This window comes from Chlamydia trachomatis A/HAR-13, from assembly GCF_000012125.1.
Lineage (GTDB): Bacteria > Chlamydiota > Chlamydiia > Chlamydiales > Chlamydiaceae > Chlamydia > Chlamydia trachomatis.
Genome location: NC_007429.1, coordinates 711,792 through 736,645 on the forward strand (window position 1 = coordinate 711,792; position 24,854 = coordinate 736,645).

Here is a 24,854-nt window from a genome sequence, read left to right on the forward strand (position 1 = left end):
AAAAAAGCCCACATCCGTTATTTTGGGTGTGGGCTCTTAAAAGACTATCCCTTAAGGGATTAGAATGAAGAAATTAAACCTAGGTCATACTTACGATAGGTGAAGTCGCTACCAAGGTTATCGTTAGCAGGCTTAGAATAAGCAGCATAAGCTCGGAAAGAAACCGAATCTGTCAGACCCATAACAAACTGATAGGAAACTCCTTTATAGTTAGTAAAGCCGTTAGATTCTTTAGGATCCAATCCTTGTTTGATAGCTTGAGCAAACCAATATTTCATTTGGTTTCCGCGACCAATACCCGCGACATCAATTTCTGGAATCGCTAAAGCTTCAACATACTCATAACGAACTGTTGCAGACCAGTCTCCAGCTCGTCGAACACCGCCTAGAGAGCAGCCGATGAACCAAGCATGGTTTTCCTTACCATTTGTAATTTTGGTTGTAGGAGTTGTTGATTGTTTCCAGTTCTCTGGTATTTCCGCTAATGGATTAAAGAGATAGGCTCCGTAAGTGTAAAGATTTTTTGTTTGTCCATTAAACCATGGCATAGCTGTGCTCTTCCCAACCAACCATTGCCATACTAAATAATCGTACTTGGTATTAGGTTTAGCTGGTTGTGCAGCGCTTGCGTCTGCTGGATCATTCGTTTTTGCTGTTAACGTATTCCAGTCAACAACACTCGTTTTCACAACGAAATTTCCTGGGAGTTTATTCAAAATAGCTTCCACGACCCAAGCATACTCTTTCTCTGCCATATTCACGACAAAAGGACCACCATGAACAATCATGGTGAAAGGAAGTTTCTCACTAATACGTCGCGCAGCGTATAAATGAATTCCGTCGAAATTACTATTAAACTGAACGTCGGAATCAAAAATATCTCCCAATCCAGAGCGACCAATCTCTGCAAATACTTCTGCTTGCGTTTCTGGGTTTTTGTAGAATCGGTATCCTAAGAAGGCACGATTAATATCTAACCCTGCTGCAGAAGATTCTCCGCCAGCAATCGTTACCCAATTCATTTTCGAAGTCATCCAACTATTAGCAGCGGTGTAATCCACATACAAATTGAATTCACTACGATACCGATTGGTAGGTAACATAGGTTTAGCAGGAGTCTGAGTTGTCTCAAGATCCTCTTTTGCATAAATCCATCGAGCGCGGACATCTCCAGCTAAACGTAGAACTCCATCGCGCTTACGAGTCTCGACAAAACCTTTGGAACTCAAATAAGAATCTAAATCTTCAACAGACCATAGCTGGCTATCCATCGAACTAGCCTGCGCAAAAGCCAAGTTTGTAGACCCACAAGCTAATAAAAGCGCGCCTACAAACCCTTTATAAAAGTATTTTTTCATAATGTCCTTAGCAAAGTTTGACATCTCATACAACCGACCCATGGTTTGTATTTTATTATTGAGAAGTGCTCACGGAAATCTCTCTTCCTGGGACGCTTGATTTTTTCGCAAACGGTTACAAATCTCTTACTTACATAAGCATGATCGTAACCAAGCCAAAAACTATAGCTCAGGAAGGATTTTTTCTAAAAATACAGTTCTATTCTTAAGAGAAAAAGATGTCCTAAGAGACTAGCTTACAGCTAGTTTCTTAGGATAGACTGATGCCCTTTCCAGTATTGGAAAGAAATAAGATTCATAAGATCTTCTGTCTTTAGTAATTTAGCTAATCCAAACAATACTGATAAGAAAAGTGCCGATTCTGCAAAAAAGACTCCACACTGATCTAAAAAAGATACTAAAGGTTTTGTTGGGACTGTTAATGGCTCGATAAATACTACGTACGTGGTATGCGTTACTATGTTCACACCAATCGTAATAACCGCTGCTAGAATGGTTGTAATGACAGTTTTCCCACTCTCTTTAAACGTTCTCCACATCAATCCTTTGTAAGTAGGAAGACTCTTACCAGCACAATACCATAGCATCGCTAACTGACCCCACGACACTAAAGAAGTAGCGTAGGCTAAAACAGCAACCTGTTTGCAAACTAAACATCCGATCACATTAAGAACCATATTCACTACGGCAGCAATGATCCCTACCAGCATCGGAACTTTGTAATTCCTTCTTGCATAGAATAGAGCCGATACGAGAGGAGCTAAAGCCATAGGAATAATACTTCCACTATATCCCCTTAGAACTTCTACAATAGCGTGCACAGCTGTTTTAGGAAACACTCCGTGCTCATATAACACTCGCACCCCAGGCAAAGCAAAAAGCAATAGCCCCATCGTCATAACCACCATAACAGCAACAGTGAGCTTCAACGAAAACCGCAAGAGATCATATCCTTGTTGATGTTCTTGATCTTGAACGCAACGAGAAATCGCAGGTAGCAACACTGTGAAGACTCCAAGACCAAATAAATGGACAGGTAACTGTTGTATTCGCACGGAATACATCAGATACAGAGGTCCTACCTCATTGATATATCGCGCGAGCCACATATCACATAGTAAGTTCAACTGAAAGATTCCCATGGATAACAATCCTAGAGACAGTGGGGCAATCAGAGCACGGATACTATCCCGCTCCTGAGGAACCTCTTTACTTTGTCCCAAAAACTTCATGACTCCAGGAAGCGTAACAGCCCATTCTAAAATGAAGCCTATAACAAGGACTACAGCTAATCCAAAAATACGATTCCTCGAATCATAATTCCGTGCTAAAAAGACCGTTCCAATCCACGACACATTAACAACAGAAGGAGCAAGTCCTACGCTGAAAAACTTCTTCTCACAATGCAACAGCGTGGAATTCACTGTATACATCATCAGAAAGATCCCGGAAGGTAGCAGTATGATTGTTAAAAGTAGGGTATCAAATAGGCTTCCTGTAACGCAAGAACACCAAACACAGAGTCCTAATTCTATAATTAAAGTAAATAATATAGCGCTGTAACAAAAGAATCTCGAAAAGCTTCTAAAGAAAAACGTTGCTCGAGAAATATTTTGCGCACGTAAAAACTCGAAATGCGGAATAAAAGCGAGTCCAAGAATAGGCCCACCTAAAAGCTTTCTTAAAAAAAAGATCGTCCGAAAAGCCAGCCAAAAAGATGCTACTAAGGGATCGGCTCCGAAATATGTAGCCATAACAATTTCTCGTAACATCCCAGTAAGACGACTAAAAAACGTTCCGGACAGCAAATTAAACAATGAGCGCACTAGCGATCCTTCATCATCTTTCCTCATCACTCTCCTCTTTTTGTGTCTTTTAAGCCTTTTTAGGCCCTTTATACCGAATAACGGCTAGTGATATTTTTCTGATAATGCAATAACTACCACTATTCTCGCTATTTATAGTTTCTTTAATCAAGAACCTCTGGCAATCTTCTATCATGAATGACTAGATAGAGAACGGGCTATGTTTATACTTCCTCCTCCTCAAGAGGCTTTACTAGGAGCCCACACGTCGGCTGCTGGAGGACTTCATAATGCTCTTTACGAAGGGCGCGATATCGGAGCAACCACCGTTCAGCTATTCACTGCAAATCAACGTCAGTGGAAGCGACGAACATTAACTCAAGAAATGGTGGATCAGTTCCGCATAGCACTGAATGAAACTTCTCTATCTTACATCATGAGTCATGCTGGTTATTTAAATAACCCTGGTGCTCCTAATCCGGAGATTCTAGAAAAAACTCGAGTGTGTATGCACCAAGAAATAGCAGACTGCATCTCACTCGGTATCTCTTTTGTTAACTTTCATCCGGGAGCAGCTCTTTCTGATTCTAAAGAAAGTTGCCTCGATCGTACCATTGCTAGTTTTTCACAAATGGCCCCCCTTTTTGAAAACAATCCTCCACTTGTTGTCCTTCTTGAAACAACCGCAGGCCAGGGTTCCCTAATAGGAAGTTCTTTTGAGGAACTTGCTTACCTAATTCAAGGGATTAAAGCCCACATACCCATAGGTGTTTGTCTAGATACCTGCCATATTTTTGCCGCTGGTTACGATATTTCATCGGTCGCGGGATGGGAGCAAGTACTCAAACATTTTGACGCAGTGATTGGATTATCTTTTTTACGAGCCATTCACTTAAACGATTCTGTCTTCGCTCTCGGAAAAAATAAAGATCGTCATGCCCCTATTGGAGAAGGTTGCATAGGCTCAGACAGTTTTTGCTTCCTTATGCAAGATGAGCGTACCCGCATGCTACCTAAATACCTAGAGACTCCTGGAGGACCAGATCTGTGGACTAAAGAAATCCGTTACCTACAAAAAGTTTGCTAAAGTCAACAGAAGGAGTTTTTCTCCTCTCTCTTTATGAAAAAAAAAGCCTCGCAAAAGCGAGGCTTCAAAGAACATATGAATCCTTGAACCAAACGATTATGTTCTGTGGGATAGAAACTCACAAATAACAGAAACGTTTACTGGTAAAGGAAGTTGAGAAGCGATTTGATCCAGTTCTGGAGCAACAACCAACTCTCCTTTAAAAGCTGCTTTATCCAAAGATAGATAGGCAGGAAGAGAGCTTTGATCTTTGTTCTCTAAAGATTCTGTAACGATAGCTAATCTTTTTGATTTTTCTTTCAAAGAGATCTGCATTCCAGGACGAACGAAGAACGAGCGTCTATCTACCTTTTTCCCGTTCACCAATACGTGCCCATGAGAAACCAATTGTTGAGCAGCAAAGATCGTTTTTGCGAATCCTAGTCTATAGACGATATTGTCCAAACGGCACTCAAATTTCTCTAGGAACATTTGCGCAACGTTTCCTTGCTTATTTACAACCTCTTTGTAAGCTTTAACCAATTGCTTCTCTAAGATCATTCCGTAGCAAGCTTTTAATTTTTGCTTTTCTTCTAACTGTAAGCCGTAGTCAGATTTCTTTTTTCTTTGCATGCCGTGCTGACCCGGAGGATTGGGCTTTCTCAGCAAAGGGTTTCGACCTCTCCCAAAGATGTTAGCTCCAAAACGTCTCGCTATTCTGTTTTTAGGGCCACAATATCTCGCCATGTTCAGTCCTTATTTTATTCCTTAAAAAACATCGCCTCGCTAACTTTCATCGGGAGACGTTGTTGAACGCGAGTTCCCCGCGCTTGACAAAATACAAAAGAGCATTCTAGTTCTATTTCCAATTTTCTACAACGGATTTCCTAGATTCTCAGTGCTAAAAAAACTCTTCTTATTTAAAAAATCTCAAAAAAGTCGATTTAACTAGCTGTTTGTTTAGAAAGATACTGAAAAAGGTTTCTTTTTATTTCTTCATCAAAACTCTTTGATCTATTCTTACCATCTCGTATACTGCCTCTCAGCCGTTTAAAAAAGTTTTTAAACAAACTTTTCGAGCTTCTCGATTTTAATCTTAAGATAAGTTTTCAGCATATAGGATGTCTTCATGGAAAAGAATTATTATGCTTTAGCGTATTACTACTTTGGTCCTGTAAGCAACCCTCATGAAGAAATTGCTTTACACAAGCAATTATTCAAAACTATGGATGTTTCTTGCCGGATTTACATCTCTGAAGAAGGGATTAACGGTCAGTTTAGCGGCTATCAGCCAGACGCAGAACGCTATATGGCTTGGCTGAAACAACGCCCAGATTTTGCCTCGATTAAATTCAAAATCCACCATATTGAAGAGAATATCTTCCCTAGAGTTACAGTGAAGTATCGTAAAGAACTCGTTGCTTTAGGATGCTCTGTCGATACAACAAAACAAGGAAAACACATTTCCCCTGAAGAGTGGCATGAAAAACTCCAAGAGAATCGTTGCTTAGTCTTAGATGTTCGAAATAACTACGAGTGGAAAATCGGTCATTTTGAAAATGCTGTTCTCCCTGATATTGAAACGTTCCGAGAATTTCCCGATTACGCTGATCGTCTAGCCAAAGAGCATGATCCTGCAAAAACTCCTGTCATGATGTATTGCACTGGAGGTATTCGTTGTGAACTCTACTCCGCTCTTCTTTTAGAGAAAGGCTTTAAAGAAGTGTACCAACTGGATGGAGGCGTGATCGCCTATGGATTAAAAATGGGAACAGGAAAATGGAGAGGTAAACTCTTTGTTTTCGATGACCGGATGGCTATGCCTATCGATGAAGCGGATCCTAACGTGTCTCCTATTGCTCGTTGCTCTCTTTGCAACACAGATTCAGATACCTACTACAATTGTGCAAACACAGACTGTAACAACCTCTTTATTTGCTGTGAGTCTTGTATCGCTACCCATAAAGGATGTTGTTCAGAAGAATGCTCTCAAGCTCCTCGTATTCGAGCTTTCTCTGCAGAGAGAGGAAACAAACCTTTCCGTAGAAAACACCTTTGTCCAACAATTGAACAGAGCTGTTGCCTAAAAGAACAAGAAAACCAACCAGCATAAAAAAAGAGACGCCCATGTTCTGTGGGCGCCTCTTCCAAAGTCTTCTGCAGCCAGGCTAGCATAAAATGTATTTATTTCCATCCACAAAACACATTTTTGCACAACATCTCTAGCGGCTCCAAACACTCCAATCCCCTCTCCTGCAATAGGTGGAGATTTTTAATACAGGATTCAAAAGAATGGTCTAGCAACTCTTTTGCTGCCACTTCTCCGAATAATAACGCATAGTTCATATGTTTCTCTTCCTGATCATCTTGACTAAGATCGGCAAGATCATCACGTATTTGGAAAAGTAACCCAAAATGTTCAGCAAATTCAGCTACTAAAGTGGAGCTTTCCCGTTCTCCTCCTCCAAACAACCATCCTGATACGCAAGCAATTTCAAAAAGAGCTCCCGTTTTCTTTTTAATAATCCCTAATACGTTCTCTTTGGAGAAATCATGAAAAAATATATCTTCATATTGGCCTCCTAAAATTCCTCCTATGCCAAAACGCAACTCAATCAGCTCCAAAATATCTTCGTAAGCCTCTTCTACATCTTGTTCACAAGAAACTACAGCTTTTAGCGCTTTTGCATTCTTACGAATTCGTGCATAAGCAGCTGGAATAAGAGCATACGAAGCCAGGAGAGCCGAAGCTTCATCAAAAGCTTTGTGAACCGAAGGCTTGCCTCTACGCATATCATCATCGTCCATACACGGCAAGTCATCGGCTATTAACGTAGATGTATGGATATACTCAATAGCAATGGCGGTATCCAAGACATCTCGCTCTTTATGGACACCTTCCGCAAACAAACCAACAAGCAAGGGACGAACGCGTTTCCCCCCTCCTAAAAGGGCATACTCTATTGGGTCTCTTAATCCACCCTGAGTGTTACCGAAATCTCCCAAAGAATCGCGAAGCTTTTTTTCTACTTTCGATCGATAAACGCTGAAATAATCCATATCTAAGCAACTGCCTTCTTTTTCTCATCAACCTTTGTTTGACAAAGGTTGTTTCTTAGTAAATGGTTTGATTAGGAAGAATCTTTGTAGCACTGGCTACATAACATCCTGGATTAAGTACGGTATTACACCCAACACTTACTCCTCTACCTAGGAAAGCTCCTAACTTTTTCCGTTTTGTATTACAACGCTCTCCAGAATGATGGAAGAAAATGGTTTTGCCATCTAATCTAAAGTTTGCACAACGAACTCCTGCCCCTAGATTCACTCTGGAACCAAAAACAGAATCTCCTACATAAGCAAAGTGAGCAGCTTTCGCGTGATGCCCTAAATAGCTGTTTTTAATCTCAGAACAGTGTCCTATAACGCAATGTGAGCTAGTTATTACACCGCCTCGAATATATGCACCATGACGCACTTGCGTATAGGGACCGATAATACAAGGACCACAAATATAAGCCCCAGATTCTACGTAAGCTCCTTCTTGGATTTCGATAGTCTCTTTATTTTTTAGATACACCCCTTCTTCAAGATGCCCATGGATTCCTGAAAAAGTATGAGAAGCTAGTTTCTCTTCTAACAAAGTCAAAATAGACCAAACAAATTCAGCTTGGCTTACGATCTCTGGATAAAGAAACTCTTCTGGTGAAAATAAGGAGGATGATAAAACCATAACTAAGCTCCTGATACAAGCATAGCTAGGTATTTAAACACCCTCTGGGGTTTTAAGAAAGCTTTGTATCTTGTTGAGAGAATTTTTTATCTCCATCATCTGAAAATAGATACCCAACACCTCGTAAGGTGACAATTCTACTTCCATAAGCTCCTAACTTTTTCCTTAAAGAAGCTATGTGTACGTCTACATTCCTTGCTACAATCGCTTTGGCATGATTCTTAATTTCTTCAAGAAGATGTTTTCGTAAACAAAGTTGTCCTTTGTTAATAAGAAGTCGTTTCAAAATACCAGACTCCGATGGTGTTAAATGAACACTCCCTTCTGGAGTTTCTACTGTGAGCTTCAATACATGAAATACATTAGGCCCAAAACGAATACTTTCCGGAACAGAATGTAGCGAATGCTGAGAAAGAAACAAACTGATTGCGGATTTTAAAATTCTAGGAGTAATAGGCCGAATTAAATACCAAAAACCACGATCCAAAAGATCAACACTAGTTTCTTCATCAAAAAAATCTAAAAGAACTAAAACAAAACTACCTTCTAAAGATTTTGGAGAACGAACCTCTCTTGGAAGCAATGAATATTCGCAGACAACCAAGTCTGCGGACAGTTCTTGTTTATATTGCTGCCCAATAGTGCACCGATACTCTTCAGGATTAAGCAATTCTTTTGTTTGAAAAAATAAATCCCAATTTTCACTTACTAGTAACACATGTTTAGGCCCTGCCATATAAATAAACCCATTGAACTATTAGATTACCTAATACAACAAAAATAGTTTTTTCAAAGAGCCTCAGAAAAAAAACCGATATCTTCAGACTTTTTTTCAAGTTTAGACTACACTTGTTCTGTGATAAACAGCTCATTCTCTGCTTTATCTAGTTTTTGATCGAAAAATTTGAGAGAAAATGAAAACGTTAATTGATAACAACATCGTCAGATTCAAAAATATTTCTAAAACCAAACAGGGTATTTTCGTTAATTTTCAAGTTAAAGGAGAGAGAGGGGGGGCTTCCTTTACAGCTTCTATAGCCGTTGATATCGATGCAGCTGATGTTTCTGCAGGAGATTCTTTAGAAACCATTATAGAACGCTGTGCTCTTATTGGTATTCGGGAATTTCAAAAATGCGAGTTTCAGTTTGAAGGAATTATTTGTTTATAACAGGTTTCCAAAAACTTATATTCGTTGTATTTAAATAGCTTGACTTTGAAAGTTTTTACTGTAAAACTGTGGTCGGTTAATACCCCTTATTTCTATTTTCTGGATGTAGCGCAGCCTGGTAGCGCACTTGCATGGGGTGCAAGGGGGCGGAGGTTCAAATCCTCTCATCCAGAACTTTCTTTAAGACTTTTTACGCGATTCTTGTTGTAATCTTCCTAGGTCAGTCTCTGAGTAGTCGACAAACTTCAAGAACAGCTCGTAAGCTGGATGAAACTGAATAACCTCTCTAGCCATATCTATAGCAATTTTACGATAGCTTTCATGCCCTTGTGGTTGAGAGCGTAACTCACAAAGCCACTGCAAACCTCTAGCGTTGATATGGAAAAGCCATCGAATATTGTAAGCTAAAGGAACCACATATTGTGCTTCTTCTGGGAACTCTTCTGCTATTAGACGATACGCTTGATCAGCTTTTTCCATAGCTTCTCTGAAGGGAGCTTCCATAGGAGTGTCGATCAATTGTGAAGGCATCGTGTAACCCAATTTTGTCGTCAAAAGCTGTCTTTCTTGAGTTAGGATACGATGTCTTTGTAAATCCCGATAGGCTCCAAAATCCGCTGTAATATCAAAAGCAAACTCAGCACATTCCAATCCGCGAGGGGATTTGTGCCGCCGATTCTCTCGGAAAGAAGCTCCCGACTCTAAGATACGCATGAGATCTTCATTAGGAATATTGCGACAAATATCTAACAGCTCTGCATAAGTGTGTTCCGAGTAGGGGAACATGTAGGCTGCAGCAATTTTGTATAACCCGTCTGGATCTCCGTATACTAATTTTACACCAGCCTCTTTCGAAATTTCTCTCTCTTCCCCGTAACGATGTGCAAAACTTTTTAATTGTTCTTTTAAAGCCCGACGGTAATCCACCATAGCTTGGTGATGATAATGATGAGACTCTGCGCGGCTTACAAAAGAGGGAATTATTTTCATTAATTCTGTTAAGGACTGCTCTCCAATATTGCGTACCTCAACCAAACTATTGTCTTGCAAACGGTGTAGCAAGTTCTGCCAAAACCGGCCATTACCAAAAAAACCTAAATTTGTGAGTGTCGCTGCAGGTAGCAAACCTCGTAAACAGTCTAATACTTTAGCTCGTAAAGAAACTGTATACGCTGATTGAGAAACTTCTGGATCTTTAGGGTATAGTTTCTCGAAATGGGAACGAACCTGAGGGATAAGATCGGAGTATGTGTTGAATAGGAAATCACAAGTATCCAAAAAGACGTCTTTAAAGGCCGAGGTCATCAAAATAGGGTCTCGGTAATATAAATACTCCCCGTTAACTTTTTGATCGAAATAAACGTATCTAGACGATTTTTCTAGGGGGGACCCTCCAATCCGAGCATCTTCTAAAATTTTTGCTGCGAGCATGGATACTTGTTCCAGAGCAAGATGCGCTCCTCCCAACTCTCCAACAGAATCATCACCAAAGTTGTCTAAAACGCGACGATAGAAGTCCGCAGCTTTTTGGATCCCCAACTCACAATCTTGTTGGTCATCATCAAGAAAATTACCGCCTTCCCCATCTAAAAATTCTTTCAAAAGAAGCGCTCGCAACCCCAGAGTCGATCTGGAATATTTTGAAAATAAAGCGCCTTTAACCACTTCTGGAAGGTTTTTCAAAGCAAATATAGGCGAGTCTAAATTCGTCACAAAATGCGATAAACGCGCTCTTTGCTCCTCAGAAAAACCACCCTCTTTGCTCAACATAAGAAAACTCCTATAAAGCAGATTAGCCTACCACACATAACAAAACACTCAAAGTTTTTCAGCAAAAAGCTTGTTGAAAAACTTGTTGACCACCTGTTTACAAATAGGCATAACTTTTTGTTCTAAACAATTTAAACAAGCTGTGAACAAAGTTATGAACATTATTTTCACAGCTTTTTCTCTCGAAATAACAATGTTATAAACAATTTCCACACTCCTTAAAGAAGAAGAAACTAATAAATATCTCTACGAATCTTCTTCTAGGGGGGTGGAAACTTTCGATAAGTGTACAACTTTATGACAAGGCTTCCATTACTAAAACGACCTCGCAGAAACCGAAAAAGTGCAGCCGTTCGATCTATAATTCAAGAAACCCAACTCTGTTCTAGTGACTTGATCTGGCCCATCTTTCTTAAAGATGGCTCTGGAATTCGAGAAGAAATAAAGAGTATGCCTGGAGTATACAGATGGAGTTTAGACATGGTCTCTAAAGAGTTAGAGAGACTTTGTACGATAGGATTGAAAGCTGTTATCCTCTTTCCTGTAATTGATGCTAATAAAAAAGAACAATTTGGATCCTATGCGTCGCATCCTTACAACATTGTTTGTAAAGGGATTCAAGCGATAAAAAAATCTTTTCCAGAATTATGTGTCATCAGTGACATAGCTTTAGATCCTTTTACAACCAGTGGTCACGATGGGATTTTTCATAATAACTACGTTATCAATGATGAAAGTGTCCGTGTATATGGGGGTATCGCTGTCATGCATGCGGAAATGGGAGCAGATATTGTTGCTCCTAGCGATATGATGGATGGGAGAGTGAAGCATATTCGAGAGCAGATGGATCAGATGGGGTTTGTCAACACGGGTATTCTCTCGTACAGTGCAAAATATGTATCTGCATTGTATGGCCCATTTCGGGATGCTCTTTCTTCACATCTTCAGTCTGGAGATAAGCGTACATATCAAATGGATCCTGCCAATGTTCAAGAAGCGTTGCTAGAGTGTCAGTTAGATGAAGAAGAAGGCGCTGATATGGTGATGATAAAACCCGCAGGTTTTTATCTAGATGTAATCGTTAAAGCGAGAGAAAATACCCATCTTCCGGTGGTAGCCTATCAAGTCAGCGGGGAATTTTCTATGATTATGGCTGCTTGCCTTCATGGGTGGTTAAACAAAGAAAGTGTAATAAAAGAATCTTTATTAGCGATTAAGAGAGCTGGTGCAACAGCTATAATTAGTTACGCAACACCATGGGTTTTAGAATGGCTAGCTAAAGATGCTCTTCCCTTTGAGAGAAGTGTTCTTTGAAGAACTTTGTGCAGCACCGAGATGTTTACGAGGAGGTTACCACATTCTCTTTTGCGTAGCGTAAAAGAGATTCTTTGACGATAGAGAACATCTCGGTCTTAGAAGGATCTATGAATGTGGGGAGAGCAAAATCTTCTGGAGCAACTTCTAAGAGCCCTAGGCGACACGCTTCTTCAAAGTTTTGTGTTTCCAAAGCTTTAATAATAAGAGCTACAGGAACCGGGATTGCTGAAACACGCTCATAGATTTCAGCATCAATAATGGGCCGTTTTTCTCCATGCATGTTAGTATCCATATCCATGAAGACCCGTTTTCTCTTGAAAAAACCAGATAGATAGGTTCGTGTGACTGTAAGTTTATTCCAACCTAAGCGCAAGAAACTGAAAGATTCACGAGTTTTAGGATTAGGAAGAAGTGTTATGGTATGGTCTCTCATACCTAAACAAGGATTTTCTTCTTTTTTACATAATCTTCCTGTAAGAGGATCTCCAGAAATAAGGGTAATCTCATCGGAAGAGAAAATGTCTTTAGGAAGAAGATCAGAGAAACTAGCGCCTTTCGCAGTAATGAGATATTTTCTTTGAGAAGGAGGAAGAGCTGATCCTGCTAAGGCAACGATTTGTTGTCCTAAAACAAAGCCTTTTAAAAATAGATGCCCTATAGATAACACCTCTTGGAAGCTAATAGTAAACACAACATCTCTTTCGTTTCGAATACGAGCGATGTGATGAATGTGCGTTGAAGGAGATCCTGATGGGAAGGGGCCATCTATTGTGTGTAAGTGGGCTATGGATACGAGATCCTGGGTTGGGAGAGTTAGTCTGTCTGTAGAAATGATATGAGGCTTCAGTCCAAATAGTTTTGCTATTGCCTGAACTCCCACAACAAAAATGTAATAACCATCTTCTTTTGAAGAAAAAAGACTGAGATGTTTTTCCACAGAAGGGGTGAAAGGGCGATTATCCGCTAAGTTAATAAAAACATCTCGAGGAGATTGTGTTGGAAGAGCTGGGATATCAAAAGGTCTTTGTTTGAAAAGAGCGAAAAGACCTTCCTTTTTAAAAACTTCTAAAAGATCTTTTTGAGTCAAAGATTGAAGATCATAAGAAAACTTAGTTTGAGAAATACCAGGCTTCTTCTTGATGACGATCTCTAAAAGAGCACGTTTATTTCCTCTACGGATCTCTACAACCTCTCCATCAACAGGAGAGGTAATAAACACTCCTGAAAAAAGCTTGTACTCAGCCAGGGGAGAACCAGCAGTAACTTGGTCTTCTGGAGTAACCTTTACCCCTAAAGGAAGGGGAGCGAAAGGCCTCAAATCCACGGAAACATAGGTGGGGTCCACCTTACCGCAAAAACCCGATTCCTTCGGAGCTCCCTTTAAAGACAGATCTAATCCGCGAGAAACAACTATTTTCATATCTCGGGATTATAGAAGTTTTTATAAGGGAATCCAATTTTTTTTCTTACTTTTTTTCTGAGAGGAGGATTTTGTCTTTTTTGGCGTTGGAGATTTGTGGGATGAGTGACCAATATCATTGGTTACTTCTTTGATAAGCTCTTCAGTTTCTTTTTTGTATTCATTGCAAGAGGAACGAATGTTTTCTAGAGCTCGCCACTCTTCAGGAGAAAAGTTATCTGGATTATTAGCAAAGACTTCCATTTGTTCGCGAGTCATTCCCGTCTGTTGGAGAATTTCCTGCGATCTTTTGTCTAATTCTTGGATTTTTTCCTGTGTTTTTTCAATCAGCATTTGGTAGTCCAGATCGTTGTCGTCAGTAAGAGTTGCTCCAAAGGAGGGTTCGAAGTCTATTTTATAAATAGAGAGAATTTGTTTTATAGAATCTATAATTTTTTGAGCGGAATTATTTTTCATAACAAAAATCTCGATCTTTTATTTAATAATAAAATTTTTCTTGTTTTTTGTGATGTAATATTGCTCTTTTTTGTTATTCGGCGTATATTTCCGGACTAAAAAGGGGAGCCATCGTGGATTATCTAGAAAAGCTGCAGTCCTTAATGGAAAATCATCCTTCGGATTTTTTTAGTTTGTGGGAAGAGTACTGTTTTAATGATGTCGTTAAGGGGGACGAGCTAGTTGTCTTACTGGAAAAAATCAAGGGCTCAACTATAGCCCCAGCATTTGGGAAGATTGCTGAAAGTGTAATTCCTTTATGGGAACAACTTCCTGAAGGAGAAGAGAAAGATAAAGTACTCTCTCTGGTTTTTGATGTCCAAACAACAAACAGTAAGAATCTGCTAGAAATAGCTCTTCAACAGGTAAAAAAATACGAAGACTCAGCCAATTACAAGGAAGCTTTACGAATAGTTGGTTTGCGAGACGGGATCACCTTTTCTCATTGTCTCGGACGTTTTGCTTTGCTTATGCACCTAAGTGAAGGAAACTTTGTTTTTCATCAAGGTGGTTGGGGAGTTGGAGAAATCATGGGAGTCTCTTTCCTTCAACAGAAAGTTCTTGTTGAGTTTGAGGGGGTTCTTACGGCGAAAGATATCTCTTTTGAAACAGCTTTCCGTATGTTAGTTCCTTTAAGAAAAGATCACTTTTTAGCAAGAAGGTTTGGTGATCCAGATGCTTTTGAAGCGTTTGCTCGCAAAGAGCCTGTAGCAGCCATAGAGTGTCTGTTAAAAGATTTAGGACCCAAGAATGCTAAAGAGATCCGAAACGAGCTGGTGGAGCTTGTGATTCCTGAAGAAGATTGGAGTCGTTGGTGGCAATCTGCTAAGATTAAAATGAAAAAAGATGCGCGAATTTTAGCTCCTGCGTCTTCTAAAGATCCTTATGTATTCGATCCGAAAGGATTTTCTTTTGTTTCTCAATTACAAGCCTCTTTATCTGGAAGCAATGATGCGAATAAGAAGATCACTTCTTGTTATGCTTTTGTAAGAGATTTAGGAAGTGAGCTGAAAGATGAATCTAATCGACAATTGGTCATCAAAGAGTTAAAAGCTTTAGATTTGCCAGCTGATTCCGCTTTGTTGATCCAAAGAGCGATGTTGTTATCAGAGTTTCTTGGAGAAAAAGCTCCAGAGTTAGAGTGTGAAAATATTGCAAAACTCTCTGAAGATCAGTTATTCGATATTGTGAATAACATAGAGATTCTCTCTTTACAGAAGAGTTTTCTGGCTTTAATCCATTCATGTTCTCCTGTTTGGGTTCCTGTGTATACCAAACTCTTTCTCACAACAAGCACGTCTATGCTTCGTGAACAGGTCTTTAAGGTCTTGAATGCAGATAAAGAAGCTCGCGAGAATATTTTAAAAAAAGTTTTTGCTATGATTGAGCAGCCTTTGCTTTGTCCAGAGCTTTTTGTTTGGTTATTTGCTCGTGTGGTTGATGGAGAAGACGGTTTATTTGCAGAGTCTGATAAGAAGGAAATCGAGCGGCAAATGCTTGCTAGCGCATTGGAGCTTATGCACAAAGTCGCTACAACGTCTCAAAAAGATTTAGGGAAAAAACTCTATTCATTTTTAGTTGGACAACGGTTTTTAGTTGTTCGTCAAATCATAGATCAAGCTTCTATAGAGTATCTTAAAGAGTTTGTTTTATTATCTTCTAAGTGCCCACAATTTACTCAAGGGGATCTGGGAGTTTTAAGAAGTTTGGCAGAAGTTGTGCAGCCAGCTCTTAAGAGAGGGACTCCAGAAGAGGAAGAAAATATTCTTTGGACTACTTCAGATAGTTTTACTCGTATGAAAAACAAACTACAATCTCTGGTAGGGAAAGAGATGGTAGAGAATGCTAAGGAAATAGAAGATGCTAGAGCCTTAGGAGATTTAAGAGAAAACTCTGAATACAAAATTGCTTTAGAGAGACGGGCTAGACTACAGGAAGAGATTCATGTTTTGTCTGAGGAAATCAATCGAGCAAAAATTTTAACTAAAGATGCTGTTTTCACAGATTCTGTTGGAGTGGGTTGTAAGGTTGTTCTTGAAAGTGACCAAGGAGACAAGGTTTGCTACACTATATTGGGTCCATGGGATGCTAATCCGGATGAAAAGATTTTATCACTAAAATCTAAACTGGCCCAAGAAATGGTTGGAAAAGCTGTTGGAGAAACTGTACTGTTTCAAGGCAAGAAGCACAAGATCAAGGAAATTTCTTCTATATGGGATTAAACAGAAATTGGAGCATAGCGGGATCGAACCGCTGACCTCAACAATGCCATTGTTGCGCTCTACCAACTGAGCTAATACCCCGAGGGAAGAAACTAGGTTATCATGTTTACACGATTTAGGACAACAAGCTGTCATCTTACTGGAAAAAAAGACAGTAAGCAGCAGTGCGCTATAGAGAGGTTTTATTGTGAGTCTTTTTGAACAGTTACCTTCCTTTTCTCCGGATTCTATTCTTGGTTTAGCGCAGGCTTTCCAAGAGGATCCTCGTGAGGATAAGATTAATTTATTACTAGGTACTTACGAACGGGAAAAGAAACGTTATGGTGGTTTCTCGAGCGTTAGAAAGGCTCAGTCTGTTTTTTTTGACGATGAGAAAGATAAAAATTATCTACCCATCAAAGGATCGTCTACCTTTTTAGAAGAAATGGCAGCTCTTTGTTTTGGAGAAGTGGATGCTAGTCGATGGGTTGGTGTGCAGGCAATTGGAGGTACAGGAGCCTTACATTTAGGGGCTTCTGTATATGCCAACGCATCTTTAGCGGGTAAGGTGTATATTCCTTCTCAAACATGGGGGAACCATTCTAGGATTTTTGCTCATCAAGGGTTAGCTTTAGAGTATTATCCTTACTATGATCAGGAGACCAAAGAACTGGATTTACAGGGATTGAAAGCTATTTTGCGATCTGCTCCTGAGACTTCATTAGTTCTGTTGCATTGTTGCTGTCATAATCCTACAGGGAAAGATATTCCTCTTTCCGAGTGGCCAGAAATCATTACGATTATTAAGGAGCGGGATCTTATTCCTTTCTTTGATATGGCTTATTTAGGTTTTGCTAGTGGGATAGAAGAAGATCGTCGTCCTGTGCGACTGTGTATAGAAGCTGGGGTTACTACTTTTGTAGCAGGAGGCGCTAGTAAAATTTTTTCGTTATATGGTTCTCGTGTAGGATTTTTTGGAGCTATCCATCAAGATAAACTGGATTTAAACCGTATTCTATCCTTTTTAGAAGAACAGATTCGTGGGGAGTACTCATCTCCGGCTAGAGAAGGAGTTGCTATCGTGACTTCTATATTAAGCAATCCTTACTTACGGCAAGAATGGGAGCTTGAATTGAATGGCATTCGGCAGTCTTTGGAAGAGATTCGTTCGAGTTTTGTGATTGCCATGCGAAATGTAGCGGGGCACTCTTTCGATTTCATAGCTTCTCAGAAAGGATTTTTTGGGTATCCAGGTTTTTCAAAGGAACAAGCGCTGTTCCTTAGAGAAGAGCTTGGTATTTACACAACCGCAGGCGGGAGATTCAATTTAAATGGCATTACGGATAAAAATATAAATCGTGTTACTCACGGTTTTGCTCAGGCTTATGAATACCCTCGGTCCGTATCATAAACGCGTTCGGTTCATTACGTATCTTTTTGTTGCCTTCGGGATTATTGTGAGTTGGAATCTTCCTCGAAGTGCTTACGAGTCTATCCAGGATACATTCGTTCGGGTGTGTTCCAAATTTCTTCCATTTCGGCAAGGGTCTGATTCTCTGGCCCTTGTTGAAGAAACTCAATGCTTTTTATTGAAAGAAAAAATTCGTTTATTGGAAGAGCGTATTCTTTCTATGGAAGAGGCAAAACAGTCTCCGCCTTTGTTTTCAGAAATTCTATCCTCGTATTTTCAATCTCCCATTATGGGAAGAGTTATCTTTCGAGATCCAGCACACTGGGGTAGTTCTTGTTGGATTAATATAGGAAAGCGACAGGGCGTTAAAAAGAATTCTCCTGTTGTTTGCGGTAAGGTTGTTGTGGGGTTGGTGGATTTTGTTGGTGAAGCGCAGTCTCGTGTACGATTCATCACCGATGTGGGTATCAAACCTTCTGTTATGGCGGTTCGTGGTGAAATTCAAACTTGGGTTGTGAAAGATCAGCTACGTACATTAGCTAGGAACGTCGCTAATCTTCCGGCATCTGCTTTTGCAGATAGTGATAAACAGGAAGCTTTACATCTCTTGCAGGCTCTAGAGGATTCTTTATCTCTATCAGAACAAAATGATTTTGCTCTTCGTGGAATTGTTTGTGGTCGTGGGGATCCTATTTGGAAACCGGAGGCTTCTATACTTAGCGGTAGCGATTTTGGTTTTGTAGATGGGAAAACTATCGAAGTTGGAGATGTTCTTGTGACCACAGGATTGGATGGTGTTTTCCCTCCAGGACTTCTCGTTGCTACAGTCAATGAAGTTCTTCCTAAAAGTGAAGGATCTTGTTCTTTGAAGATAAAAGCACAATCCTTAGCTCCAGATTGTTCTACGGTGGATTTTTTGGTGTTACCACCAATGGATTTTAATCCTAATGATCGTCCTGATATTTTTGGTTTGATTTGGGAGTAGTTAGAAGGGGTTTAGTTAACGTCCTGGTTGCAAAAATCCATTGCCCTTGTCATCCAAGCCTCGGATAAATACGAAGGCCATTTCTACTTGCAATAATGAATTAAATTGGTGTAGGAACCTTTTCGCTGCTTTTCTGTACAATCTCTCCTGTCTATCTAACCCTTGACGTTGAATATAGAGATGGAGTTGATCTGGGGAATAGCAAGAGGTTTCATCTCCTAAGAAAGAAGTTTTCCAGTCGATGATAAAAAATCGATCCTTATGTTCAAAAAACAAGTCGACGATTCCTTGCCATAGCTCTCCTTCTTCTTGTAGTAAGAAAGTTTCCTCTGCACGTATGTTATGAGGATGTACATTCCTGAGAGCAAAGGATCCGGAAGAAAAAGGAAGAGTCGTTGAAAAGACCGTACAGATTTTTTCTGCAATAATAGACTCGTATCCTTCTAAAGGAGTGTTTTTCAATAATGTCTGAGCTTTATTGAAAATTTCTTCAAAACAAGCAGCAAAATTCCCTGCTAATGATTCTAAAAGTTTATGAATCAACGTTCCTGTTAGAGAGCCTCCAGGAAATAAAAGAGAGGGTGACAGTTCTTGAATAGGTTCCGAAAAGTGAAGATTCTCTACCGTAGAAGAGAAAGAGTGAATAGTTCGAGAAGGGAGATGTGGAAGAGAAAAGTATGTTTGTTGAGGAAGACGTTCTCTATCCGGAGTTAGAGAGCTTTCAGGAGGTTGGAAGCTGGATGAAAATAGTTCCGGAGATGAGGAAGTCAAGGTTTCTACTAAATGAGGAACGCTATGATGTTTTGTAACATTAGCATAGTTAGCAAGAGCAGAAAGTTTTTTTGTGCTTAGTGAGCGTTTCTCTATAGGAGAAAACGGAATAAATAAGAATTTTTTGGCTCTTGTGCATGCGACATACATTTCTCGCATATGAACAGAAGGAGTTTTCTCTTTTGCTTTGTTAAGGCAAGAGCAAAATACTACATCGTATTCGAGCCCTTTTGAAGAGTGAACGGTCGTAATCTTTATCATATTCTCGTCATTAGATTGCGACGAGAAAGAAAGCTCTTCATCATACTTCCCTGTAATCAGAATATTGATGAGATGTAAGAGTTTGTGATGGGGATTCTCTGTAGTTTTATCAAGATACAAGCATAGCGCTTCTAATTCTTGGAAAATGATATCTCCAAGAGGGGTTTGCAATAATGTTTCTCCTATGGTTTGAGATAAAACGTTTTCTCCCAGCAGCTTATAGAAGGTAGCTAATAGAGAATAGTGGTAGAGATGTCGATTCAGAGTGAAAAACAAAGAAGAAAACGTTTTAAGATGCTGGTGAATCTCCGTAGAGGAAAGCTGAAATAGCCGGCTCATCAAAATGGCTTGAATCTTTTGTTGATTCTCTGGGTACAGAAGGGCTTCCAATAGTAGAATCAGAAGGTAGGGGGATTCTGTGCGATCAAAAATACGTTTTTCTTTGCAGTAGGCCATGGGGATGGTGCTGTGAGTGATTAGCTTCAGAGCCTGTGGATAGTCTTGTACTAGAACAGCCATATTTCCAAATGGAATGGAATACGCTGATCGAAGATAAGAAGCGGTTTTAGAAATCCATAACGTTTCTTCTTGAATGTCTTCTGAGGAGAAGAAATGAATAGGACTGAACTCTGAGTAGGAGATCTCCGCGCTCCCTTTAGAATGTAAAGGGTGATACAGAATGTTTTGTGGAGTCTCTAGAAACGGTGTGGGAAGAGAAAACAAATGGTTGAGAGCTTGCATAAGCTCTGGGGTGGATCGGTAATTTGTATCTAAAATAAGCTGAGCTTCTTTTGGGAAGGAGTGTTTTGCTTGCAAGTATGTGGGGAGGTCTGCATTTCTCCATTCATAAATAGACTGTTTAGGGTCTCCGATAAGAAAAAGGGATCCTGAATAGTCTGGAGAAGCAAAGAGTTTAGAAAAGATCTGCCACTGACGTTTGTCAGTGTCTTGGAATTCATCGATCAAGACTAGCTGAAATTGTTTACGTAGTTGTGAGACGACAGTATCGTTGTGAGCTAGAAGAGATTCTAAAGTGGCTATGCTTTCATCATGGGAATAGGATTGTGCGCAGTGAGTTTTCAGATGTTGTTGCACGCTTTTAAGTAGCGTATGGAAAATAGGTTCTTTTTGGCAAAAAGGATGAGCTAACTGTATCCAATCTTGGAAAAAAGGATCTAAAGGAGAAGCTGGAGCACTTAATTTTTTCTTATTGCGGTTTTCCTCCTGAAACTTCTGTACCATTCCTGGGAAAAACAGCATATCCAAAGAATAAGGATTGGTTTCGAATTGTTGCACAAAAGCGGGGAGTTCCCGCTCGATAGAGAGATCGCTTTGTTTAAAACGAAGAGAGAAAGCTTGCATTTCCTCGAGAGAGAGAGGAGCTAAGTGTTGGTAGCGGGAGACCCAAGCTTTTAGTTTTTGCAGGGTTATCGATAGAGGCGAGAGCGCTAAATTTGGTGTGGAAGTGTAATCTTGAAGTAGTCTCTCTATTAGGTGGCGTGTTTGTTGGGTAGTAGCGCGGTGATGATAAGATAAGAAGGCGTATTGTTTGGGAGAGAGAACCGTGTCCCAAAGATTTTTACGTAAGTAGTCTAGGATATGCTGTTGTATGGTTTGAGGCTCTGAGAAAATAGAAGACGGCTGAATAGGCTGTATCCAAGGGAAGTGTTGCTCCAGTGTAAAACGACAAAATCCATGAATAGTAAAGATGTTCATTTCATCTAAAGTGGCCAGGCTATTACGGATCTTCATGTAAAGCTGTTTTACTTTTGTTTCTGAGGAAGAGATATATGGAGGTAAGGGAGTCCCGGGATGAGAGAGTGCTTGGGAGAAAAGACTCAATGCTTGTTTGAGGCTTGCTTGAATACGCAGTTTTAATTCATTGGTAGCTGCGTTGGTGAATGTAACTACCAGAATGTTCTTTGTCTGTTCGATCGATCCTTCTAATAACGAGCGAAGAACCACTTGTTCTATAGTGAATGTTTTCCCAGTTCCTGCAGAAGCTTCTAAGAAAAATTTCCCAGAAACAGAAGCTGTTGGTGAAAAAATATCAAAAGAGCTCATATCAGTTTTGTTGACTATCTTGATTTATAAAGAGAGAAAGAAGCTGCGAGAGCACGTCATTAGAGAGTCTTGAGCAGATTTCTTCTGTATCACGATTATGGAACCACCAAAAACTACTTGTTAGGGGGTCTTCTTCGCTATCTAAAAGTTTTTTTATACACTGTGACGCTGAATCAGTTTTTTTAATGTATTCCCAGGCTTGAGCAGAAGGAAGAGGAATTGCTTGATTTTGTAAGAGCTCATACAGGTGGATCGCGCGGATCAAGTAGGATTCTGGGGAGGAAAAAGGAGGAAGGATAGGCTCAATGTCATGAGGTGTAACGCGGAGGATGGTAGCTTCTTTAGGAAGTAGATGAGAGGCTTGTAGTAACGCTAAGGATAGGTAGGATTCTAAATAAGATTCTAGTTCAAAGGCATCTTTAGGGAATCCATGAGTTTTCTGAGTTTTCTTAAAGGCTTCTCCCGGATGCATAGAAAATAGATATACCCCTTTTGAACATACGCCATGAATCGTCCCTTGAAGATGAATATTTTTTAGGGGGAGAGATAGGAGTAGGGGAGAGACTTGTTGATCATTAGGATGGAGTGGGTCGTGAAAAAGTTGATCGGAAAATACAACAGAAAAGGGAGTTGTAGCAGGATCTTTCTGCAAAGTTTCTAAGCGTTTACTTACGGAGTCTTGTACATCGGTGTATAGAGATTCTGTAAAGGCTGAAAGATAATTAGTAGTGGGTAGAGGAGTTTTAGAAGAGAGAAGGTGGTTCCAAAAAGCTTTAGCATCGTGAGGACTAGGAAAGACTTTTTCTGATTTAGAAAATAGTGCCTTGGGATGAAAGGAAAAGCCATGTTGCGTGCTTAGGAAAAAGTTTAAAGGATCTTTGAAAGCTTTGATTAGATGTTGTAGGGATAGATGTGAAGGTAACGTCTTAGTTGTATCAGACTTAAACAGGGATGGGGCCTTGTTTTGTAGCGGGGAGACTTGAGCCATCCGGTAGTAAACCTGGTAAGACTGATGCAACGGTTCAGAAGAAAAGTTTTTTTTAGCATAGAGTTTCCCAGAAAGATGTTCTTCTTGAATAGGCACAGCATCCAACAAATGTTTCAAAGCGGAGCTCGGTAATGCTGGATTCTTGGATGAAGAGAGATAACTAATATGGAGCTGGTGTTTTGTAGAAACGATAGTCTGTAGAAAATGTAAGTTATCCTCATCTTCAGTGGAGGAAAATAGAAAATCTTCCTGAATGAGAGAAGGATCAATAAGAAAACTGGTATCGAGTGAGTGATCTTTTTTGTTTGCTCCAAGAATAAAAGTATACCCTTTAGGAATTAAACTGAGACTATTTAAGGACCCTATAAAGGGCCCAGGTTGATTGTATAGTTGGCTATGACCAGGAATGTGTGAGAGGAAGTCTAAGCAAAACTCAATGAAAATGGTTAAAGAGCAAGAAGAGCGTACAAAGGGTTGTAGTGTTTTTGATAAAGAAACCAACAAAGCATGCTCTTCTGTAGAGAGGAAGAAAATATTTTCTAAAGTAGAAAAGATAAGACGAGAGTGCTCTTCGTAGGTTTTATCTTTAGATTCTATGTAACTGGCTGTGACTTGTTGTAGTGTGTGAAGAAGAGGAACGACAACTTCCCATGTCTCAGCTTCATTAACGCTACCAGTATCATCAATAAACGGATATTCATCCAAAATACGATGGATGAGTTGAGTAAGAGGAGAGTCTTTTTGTGATAAGGATTTCCAATAGTGCGTAAGTTTATGGGTAAGGAAGCCCATTTTTGTAGTCTCTAAGGGGGAGAGAAGATCAGGATGAGAAAGGATACGAAGTAGGTCGTTCAGAGAGCCTTTAGAGAATAGAAAGGTCACTACTAACAAGAGCTTGTTTTTTAGTGTGCGGGTTTGTGTCTTCTCAGTTTTTGTTAAATATAAAGGAAGATGAGGTTCAAAGATCCCTCTTAACAAGGTTTCGTATTTAGAAAGATTAGAAGAGAGAATAAAGATTTCCTGAGCAGGAACTCCAGAATGGAGAAGCTGAGAAACAAGCGAAAATAATTGATGGACTTCTCGGGATGCGGAAGGAGCTTGTCGTACAAAAATAGTTTGTGGTGAATTAGAGAACAGCTTTTGGTCTATAGGTTGTAAATGGAAAAAACTGTCTTTTACAATGTGTAAAGAAGAAAGTTTTTCGTAGGGTTGAAACAGTTCTTCATAGGGAACGCTACAATCTAAAAAAAAGTTTTGTAGTGATTGCGATTTGTGAGCAAGGTTAGCAAGTAATGCTAACCGATCCGTTAATACATATTTCTCCCAGGTTTCTTGCTGCGGTTCTGGGATTCTCGGGGAAAGTGCTGCCATCGCTTTATCAGACAAAAGATCCCCGAAATAGGCTGCACTAGGAGAAAAACAGTAAAAGTGCACAGGGAAATATTTTCCTAAAGCAACAAAGAAGGAGGCTACATGTTGGGGAAGTTGTGGATACCCAAAAATATGCAGAGAACAAGGATATTCCAGAGGATGATCCAGAATCGAAGAAAAAATGGTTTCTAATGGAGTATAGGAGTCTTTAAGTTGTGCAAATAAATTTTTGTAGTAAGGATTGTTGGTCGAAGGCTCCTGAGAAAACGTGTAAAACTTTTTGAAAATAGAAGAAAGTTTTTGTAGATGGGAATAAGAAACCTCGGAAGAAGAGTTGAAAGAAGATTCTTTTAACAGGTTATAAATGGTTAGAGGGAGGGTAATGTGATCGGGGGTAGAGAGGTCGACGAGACGCGTCCCCGTAAATAAGTATTTGACAAAAGCGTCAAAAGAGGCAAAAATATGTGTCCCCATGAAGATGTGATTGGATGAAGCCTTTACCAATTCTCTTCGTAGCCAGTGATCTGTGTCTGAGCTCGGCACCAGAATCCATCGTTTTGTCATGGGAGTTTGGTTGATAGAGAACAGATCTTGAGCAAGTTTAGCCAGCAAGACTTCGGGATAGTTGCTAAACGTTGCTTGGCTGTGAGATAGTTCATTCATCGGTTT

General features: G+C 39.9%; 18 protein-coding genes and 2 tRNA genes. 8 read left to right on the forward strand and 12 right to left on the reverse strand.

All coding sequences use genetic code 11. The features are described from left to right. Positions 1-59: 59 nt before the first annotated feature. Together CTA_RS03370 and CTA_RS03375 are read right to left on the reverse strand one after the other, a co-directional pair. Positions 60-1,358 (reverse strand): hypothetical protein, encoded by a 1,299-nt coding sequence (locus CTA_RS03370; RefSeq protein WP_010725279.1) that lies wholly within the window; start codon positions 1,356-1,358, stop codon positions 60-62. 242 nt (positions 1,359-1,600) lie between these two features. Then, positions 1,601-3,211 (reverse strand): lipid II flippase MurJ, encoded by a 1,611-nt coding sequence (locus CTA_RS03375; protein ID WP_011324801.1) that lies wholly within the window; start codon positions 3,209-3,211, stop codon positions 1,601-1,603. Between the two features lie 172 nt (positions 3,212-3,383). On the opposite strand from CTA_RS03375, the gene CTA_RS03380 reads away from it, so the two are divergent. Further along, the gene (locus CTA_RS03380) at positions 3,384-4,250 is read left to right on the forward strand and encodes a deoxyribonuclease IV (RefSeq protein ID WP_009871993.1); all 867 of its coding nucleotides are present in this window, start codon (positions 3,384-3,386) and stop codon (positions 4,248-4,250) included. Positions 4,251-4,346: 96 nt separating this feature from the next. On the opposite strand, the gene rpsD is transcribed toward CTA_RS03380, so the two are convergent. After that, positions 4,347-4,976, reverse strand: coding sequence for a 30S ribosomal protein S4 (rpsD, locus tag CTA_RS03385; RefSeq protein WP_010725281.1), 630 nt, complete (start codon positions 4,974-4,976; stop codon positions 4,347-4,349). Between the two features lie 382 nt (positions 4,977-5,358). Between rpsD and CTA_RS03390 the strand changes: the two genes are divergently transcribed. After that, the gene (locus tag CTA_RS03390; protein ID WP_009871996.1) at positions 5,359-6,342 is read left to right on the forward strand and encodes a rhodanese-related sulfurtransferase; all 984 of its coding nucleotides are present in this window, start codon (positions 5,359-5,361) and stop codon (positions 6,340-6,342) included. A gap of 71 nt (positions 6,343-6,413) precedes the next feature. Here CTA_RS03390 and CTA_RS03395 read toward each other — a convergent pair whose 3' ends face one another. Genes CTA_RS03395 through chxR form a run of 3 tightly spaced genes read right to left on the reverse strand, consistent with a single transcriptional unit; the run spans position 6,414 to position 8,698 of the window. Next, positions 6,414-7,289, reverse strand: coding sequence for a polyprenyl synthetase family protein (locus CTA_RS03395; RefSeq protein ID WP_011324802.1), 876 nt, complete (start codon positions 7,287-7,289; stop codon positions 6,414-6,416). A 55-nt stretch (positions 7,290-7,344) separates the two neighbouring features. After that, positions 7,345-7,962: a glucosamine-1-phosphate acetyltransferase gene (locus CTA_RS03400; RefSeq protein ID WP_009871998.1), complete on the reverse strand. Its 618-nt coding sequence runs from the start codon at positions 7,960-7,962 to the stop codon at positions 7,345-7,347. Between the two features lie 52 nt (positions 7,963-8,014). Then, on the reverse strand, positions 8,015-8,698 hold the full coding sequence (gene chxR, locus CTA_RS03405) for a two component system response regulator ChxR (protein WP_009871999.1): 684 nt from the start codon (positions 8,696-8,698) through the stop codon (positions 8,015-8,017). A 178-nt stretch (positions 8,699-8,876) separates the two neighbouring features. On the opposite strand from chxR, the gene CTA_RS03410 reads away from it, so the two are divergent. Next, a complete protein-coding gene (locus CTA_RS03410; protein WP_009872000.1) occupies positions 8,877-9,131 on the forward strand; it encodes a hypothetical protein in 255 nt (84 codons plus the stop codon). Positions 9,132-9,230: 99 nt separating this feature from the next. After that, positions 9,231-9,304 (forward strand) — tRNA-Pro (locus tag CTA_RS03415). A gap of 7 nt (positions 9,305-9,311) precedes the next feature. On the opposite strand, the gene CTA_RS03420 is transcribed toward CTA_RS03415, so the two are convergent. Next, on the reverse strand, positions 9,312-10,901 hold the full coding sequence (locus CTA_RS03420; protein WP_009872805.1) for an FAD-dependent thymidylate synthase: 1,590 nt from the start codon (positions 10,899-10,901) through the stop codon (positions 9,312-9,314). Positions 10,902-11,198: 297 nt separating this feature from the next. On the opposite strand from CTA_RS03420, the gene hemB reads away from it, so the two are divergent. Next, positions 11,199-12,215 carry a porphobilinogen synthase gene (gene hemB, locus CTA_RS03425; RefSeq protein WP_011324803.1) on the forward strand — a complete coding sequence of 339 codons (1,017 nt, stop codon included), beginning with the start codon at positions 11,199-11,201 and terminating at the stop codon, positions 12,213-12,215. 25 nt (positions 12,216-12,240) lie between these two features. On the opposite strand, the gene CTA_RS03430 is transcribed toward hemB, so the two are convergent. Both CTA_RS03430 and CTA_RS03435 read right to left on the reverse strand, forming a co-directional pair. Beyond that, positions 12,241-13,638 carry a Na(+)-translocating NADH-quinone reductase subunit A gene (locus CTA_RS03430; RefSeq protein WP_009872806.1) on the reverse strand — a complete coding sequence of 466 codons (1,398 nt, stop codon included), beginning with the start codon at positions 13,636-13,638 and terminating at the stop codon, positions 12,241-12,243. A 21-nt stretch (positions 13,639-13,659) separates the two neighbouring features. Next, positions 13,660-14,094, reverse strand: a complete 435-nt coding sequence (locus CTA_RS03435; protein ID WP_009872005.1) for a hypothetical protein — start codon at positions 14,092-14,094, stop codon at positions 13,660-13,662. A 113-nt stretch (positions 14,095-14,207) separates the two neighbouring features. Here CTA_RS03435 and CTA_RS03440 point away from each other — a divergent pair, with 113 nt between their 5' ends. Beyond that, entirely contained in the window at positions 14,208-16,355 is a 2,148-nt protein-coding gene (locus tag CTA_RS03440) for a GreA/GreB family elongation factor (RefSeq protein ID WP_009872006.1), read from the forward strand. An 8-nt stretch (positions 16,356-16,363) separates the two neighbouring features. Here CTA_RS03440 and CTA_RS03445 read toward each other — a convergent pair. Continuing rightward, a tRNA-Ala gene (locus CTA_RS03445) sits at positions 16,364-16,436 on the reverse strand. 106 nt (positions 16,437-16,542) lie between these two features. Here CTA_RS03445 and CTA_RS03450 point away from each other — a divergent pair. Together CTA_RS03450 and CTA_RS03455 are read left to right on the forward strand one after the other, a co-directional pair. Continuing rightward, complete coding sequence (locus CTA_RS03450; protein ID WP_011324804.1) at positions 16,543-17,745, forward strand: aromatic amino acid transaminase; 1,203 nt, start codon at positions 16,543-16,545, stop codon at positions 17,743-17,745. Next, positions 17,720-18,730 carry a rod shape-determining protein MreC gene (locus CTA_RS03455; RefSeq protein WP_011324805.1) on the forward strand — a complete coding sequence of 337 codons (1,011 nt, stop codon included), beginning with the start codon at positions 17,720-17,722 and terminating at the stop codon, positions 18,728-18,730. The genes CTA_RS03450 and CTA_RS03455 overlap by 26 nt, the downstream gene beginning before the upstream one ends. Before the next feature lie 15 nt (positions 18,731-18,745). Here CTA_RS03455 and recB read toward each other — a convergent pair whose 3' ends face one another. Both recB and CTA_RS03465 read right to left on the reverse strand, forming a co-directional pair. Continuing rightward, positions 18,746-21,826 (reverse strand): exodeoxyribonuclease V subunit beta, encoded by a 3,081-nt coding sequence (gene recB / locus CTA_RS03460; protein WP_011324806.1) that lies wholly within the window; start codon positions 21,824-21,826, stop codon positions 18,746-18,748. Position 21,827: 1 nt separating this feature from the next. After that, positions 21,828-24,848: an exodeoxyribonuclease V subunit gamma gene (locus tag CTA_RS03465; protein WP_011324807.1), complete on the reverse strand. Its 3,021-nt coding sequence runs from the start codon at positions 24,846-24,848 to the stop codon at positions 21,828-21,830. Between the last annotated feature and the right edge of the window lie 6 nt (positions 24,849-24,854).

Coding starts and splice junctions, on each gene's coding strand:
- hemB (WP_011324803.1), top strand. CDS start 11,199: ATGACAAGGCTTCCATTACTAAAACGACCTCGCAGAAACCGAAAAAGT.
- CTA_RS03380 (WP_009871993.1), top strand. CDS start 3,384: ATGTTTATACTTCCTCCTCCTCAAGAGGCTTTACTAGGAGCCCACACG.
- CTA_RS03410 (WP_009872000.1), top strand. CDS start 8,877: ATGAAAACGTTAATTGATAACAACATCGTCAGATTCAAAAATATTTCT.
- CTA_RS03395 (WP_011324802.1), bottom strand. CDS start 7,289: ATGGATTATTTCAGCGTTTATCGATCGAAAGTAGAAAAAAAGCTTCGC.
- rpsD (WP_010725281.1), bottom strand. CDS start 4,976: ATGGCGAGATATTGTGGCCCTAAAAACAGAATAGCGAGACGTTTTGGA.
- recB (WP_011324806.1), bottom strand. CDS start 21,826: ATGAGCTCTTTTGATATTTTTTCACCAACAGCTTCTGTTTCTGGGAAA.
- CTA_RS03430 (WP_009872806.1), bottom strand. CDS start 13,638: ATGAAAATAGTTGTTTCTCGCGGATTAGATCTGTCTTTAAAGGGAGCT.
- CTA_RS03420 (WP_009872805.1), bottom strand. CDS start 10,901: ATGTTGAGCAAAGAGGGTGGTTTTTCTGAGGAGCAAAGAGCGCGTTTA.
- CTA_RS03465 (WP_011324807.1), bottom strand. CDS start 24,848: ATGAATGAACTATCTCACAGCCAAGCAACGTTTAGCAACTATCCCGAA.
- CTA_RS03370 (WP_010725279.1), bottom strand. CDS start 1,358: ATGAAAAAATACTTTTATAAAGGGTTTGTAGGCGCGCTTTTATTAGCT.
- chxR (WP_009871999.1), bottom strand. CDS start 8,698: ATGGCAGGGCCTAAACATGTGTTACTAGTAAGTGAAAATTGGGATTTA.
- CTA_RS03455 (WP_011324805.1), top strand. CDS start 17,720: ATGAATACCCTCGGTCCGTATCATAAACGCGTTCGGTTCATTACGTAT.
- CTA_RS03435 (WP_009872005.1), bottom strand. CDS start 14,094: ATGAAAAATAATTCCGCTCAAAAAATTATAGATTCTATAAAACAAATT.
- CTA_RS03390 (WP_009871996.1), top strand. CDS start 5,359: ATGGAAAAGAATTATTATGCTTTAGCGTATTACTACTTTGGTCCTGTA.
- CTA_RS03375 (WP_011324801.1), bottom strand. CDS start 3,211: ATGAGGAAAGATGATGAAGGATCGCTAGTGCGCTCATTGTTTAATTTG.
- CTA_RS03400 (WP_009871998.1), bottom strand. CDS start 7,962: ATGGTTTTATCATCCTCCTTATTTTCACCAGAAGAGTTTCTTTATCCA.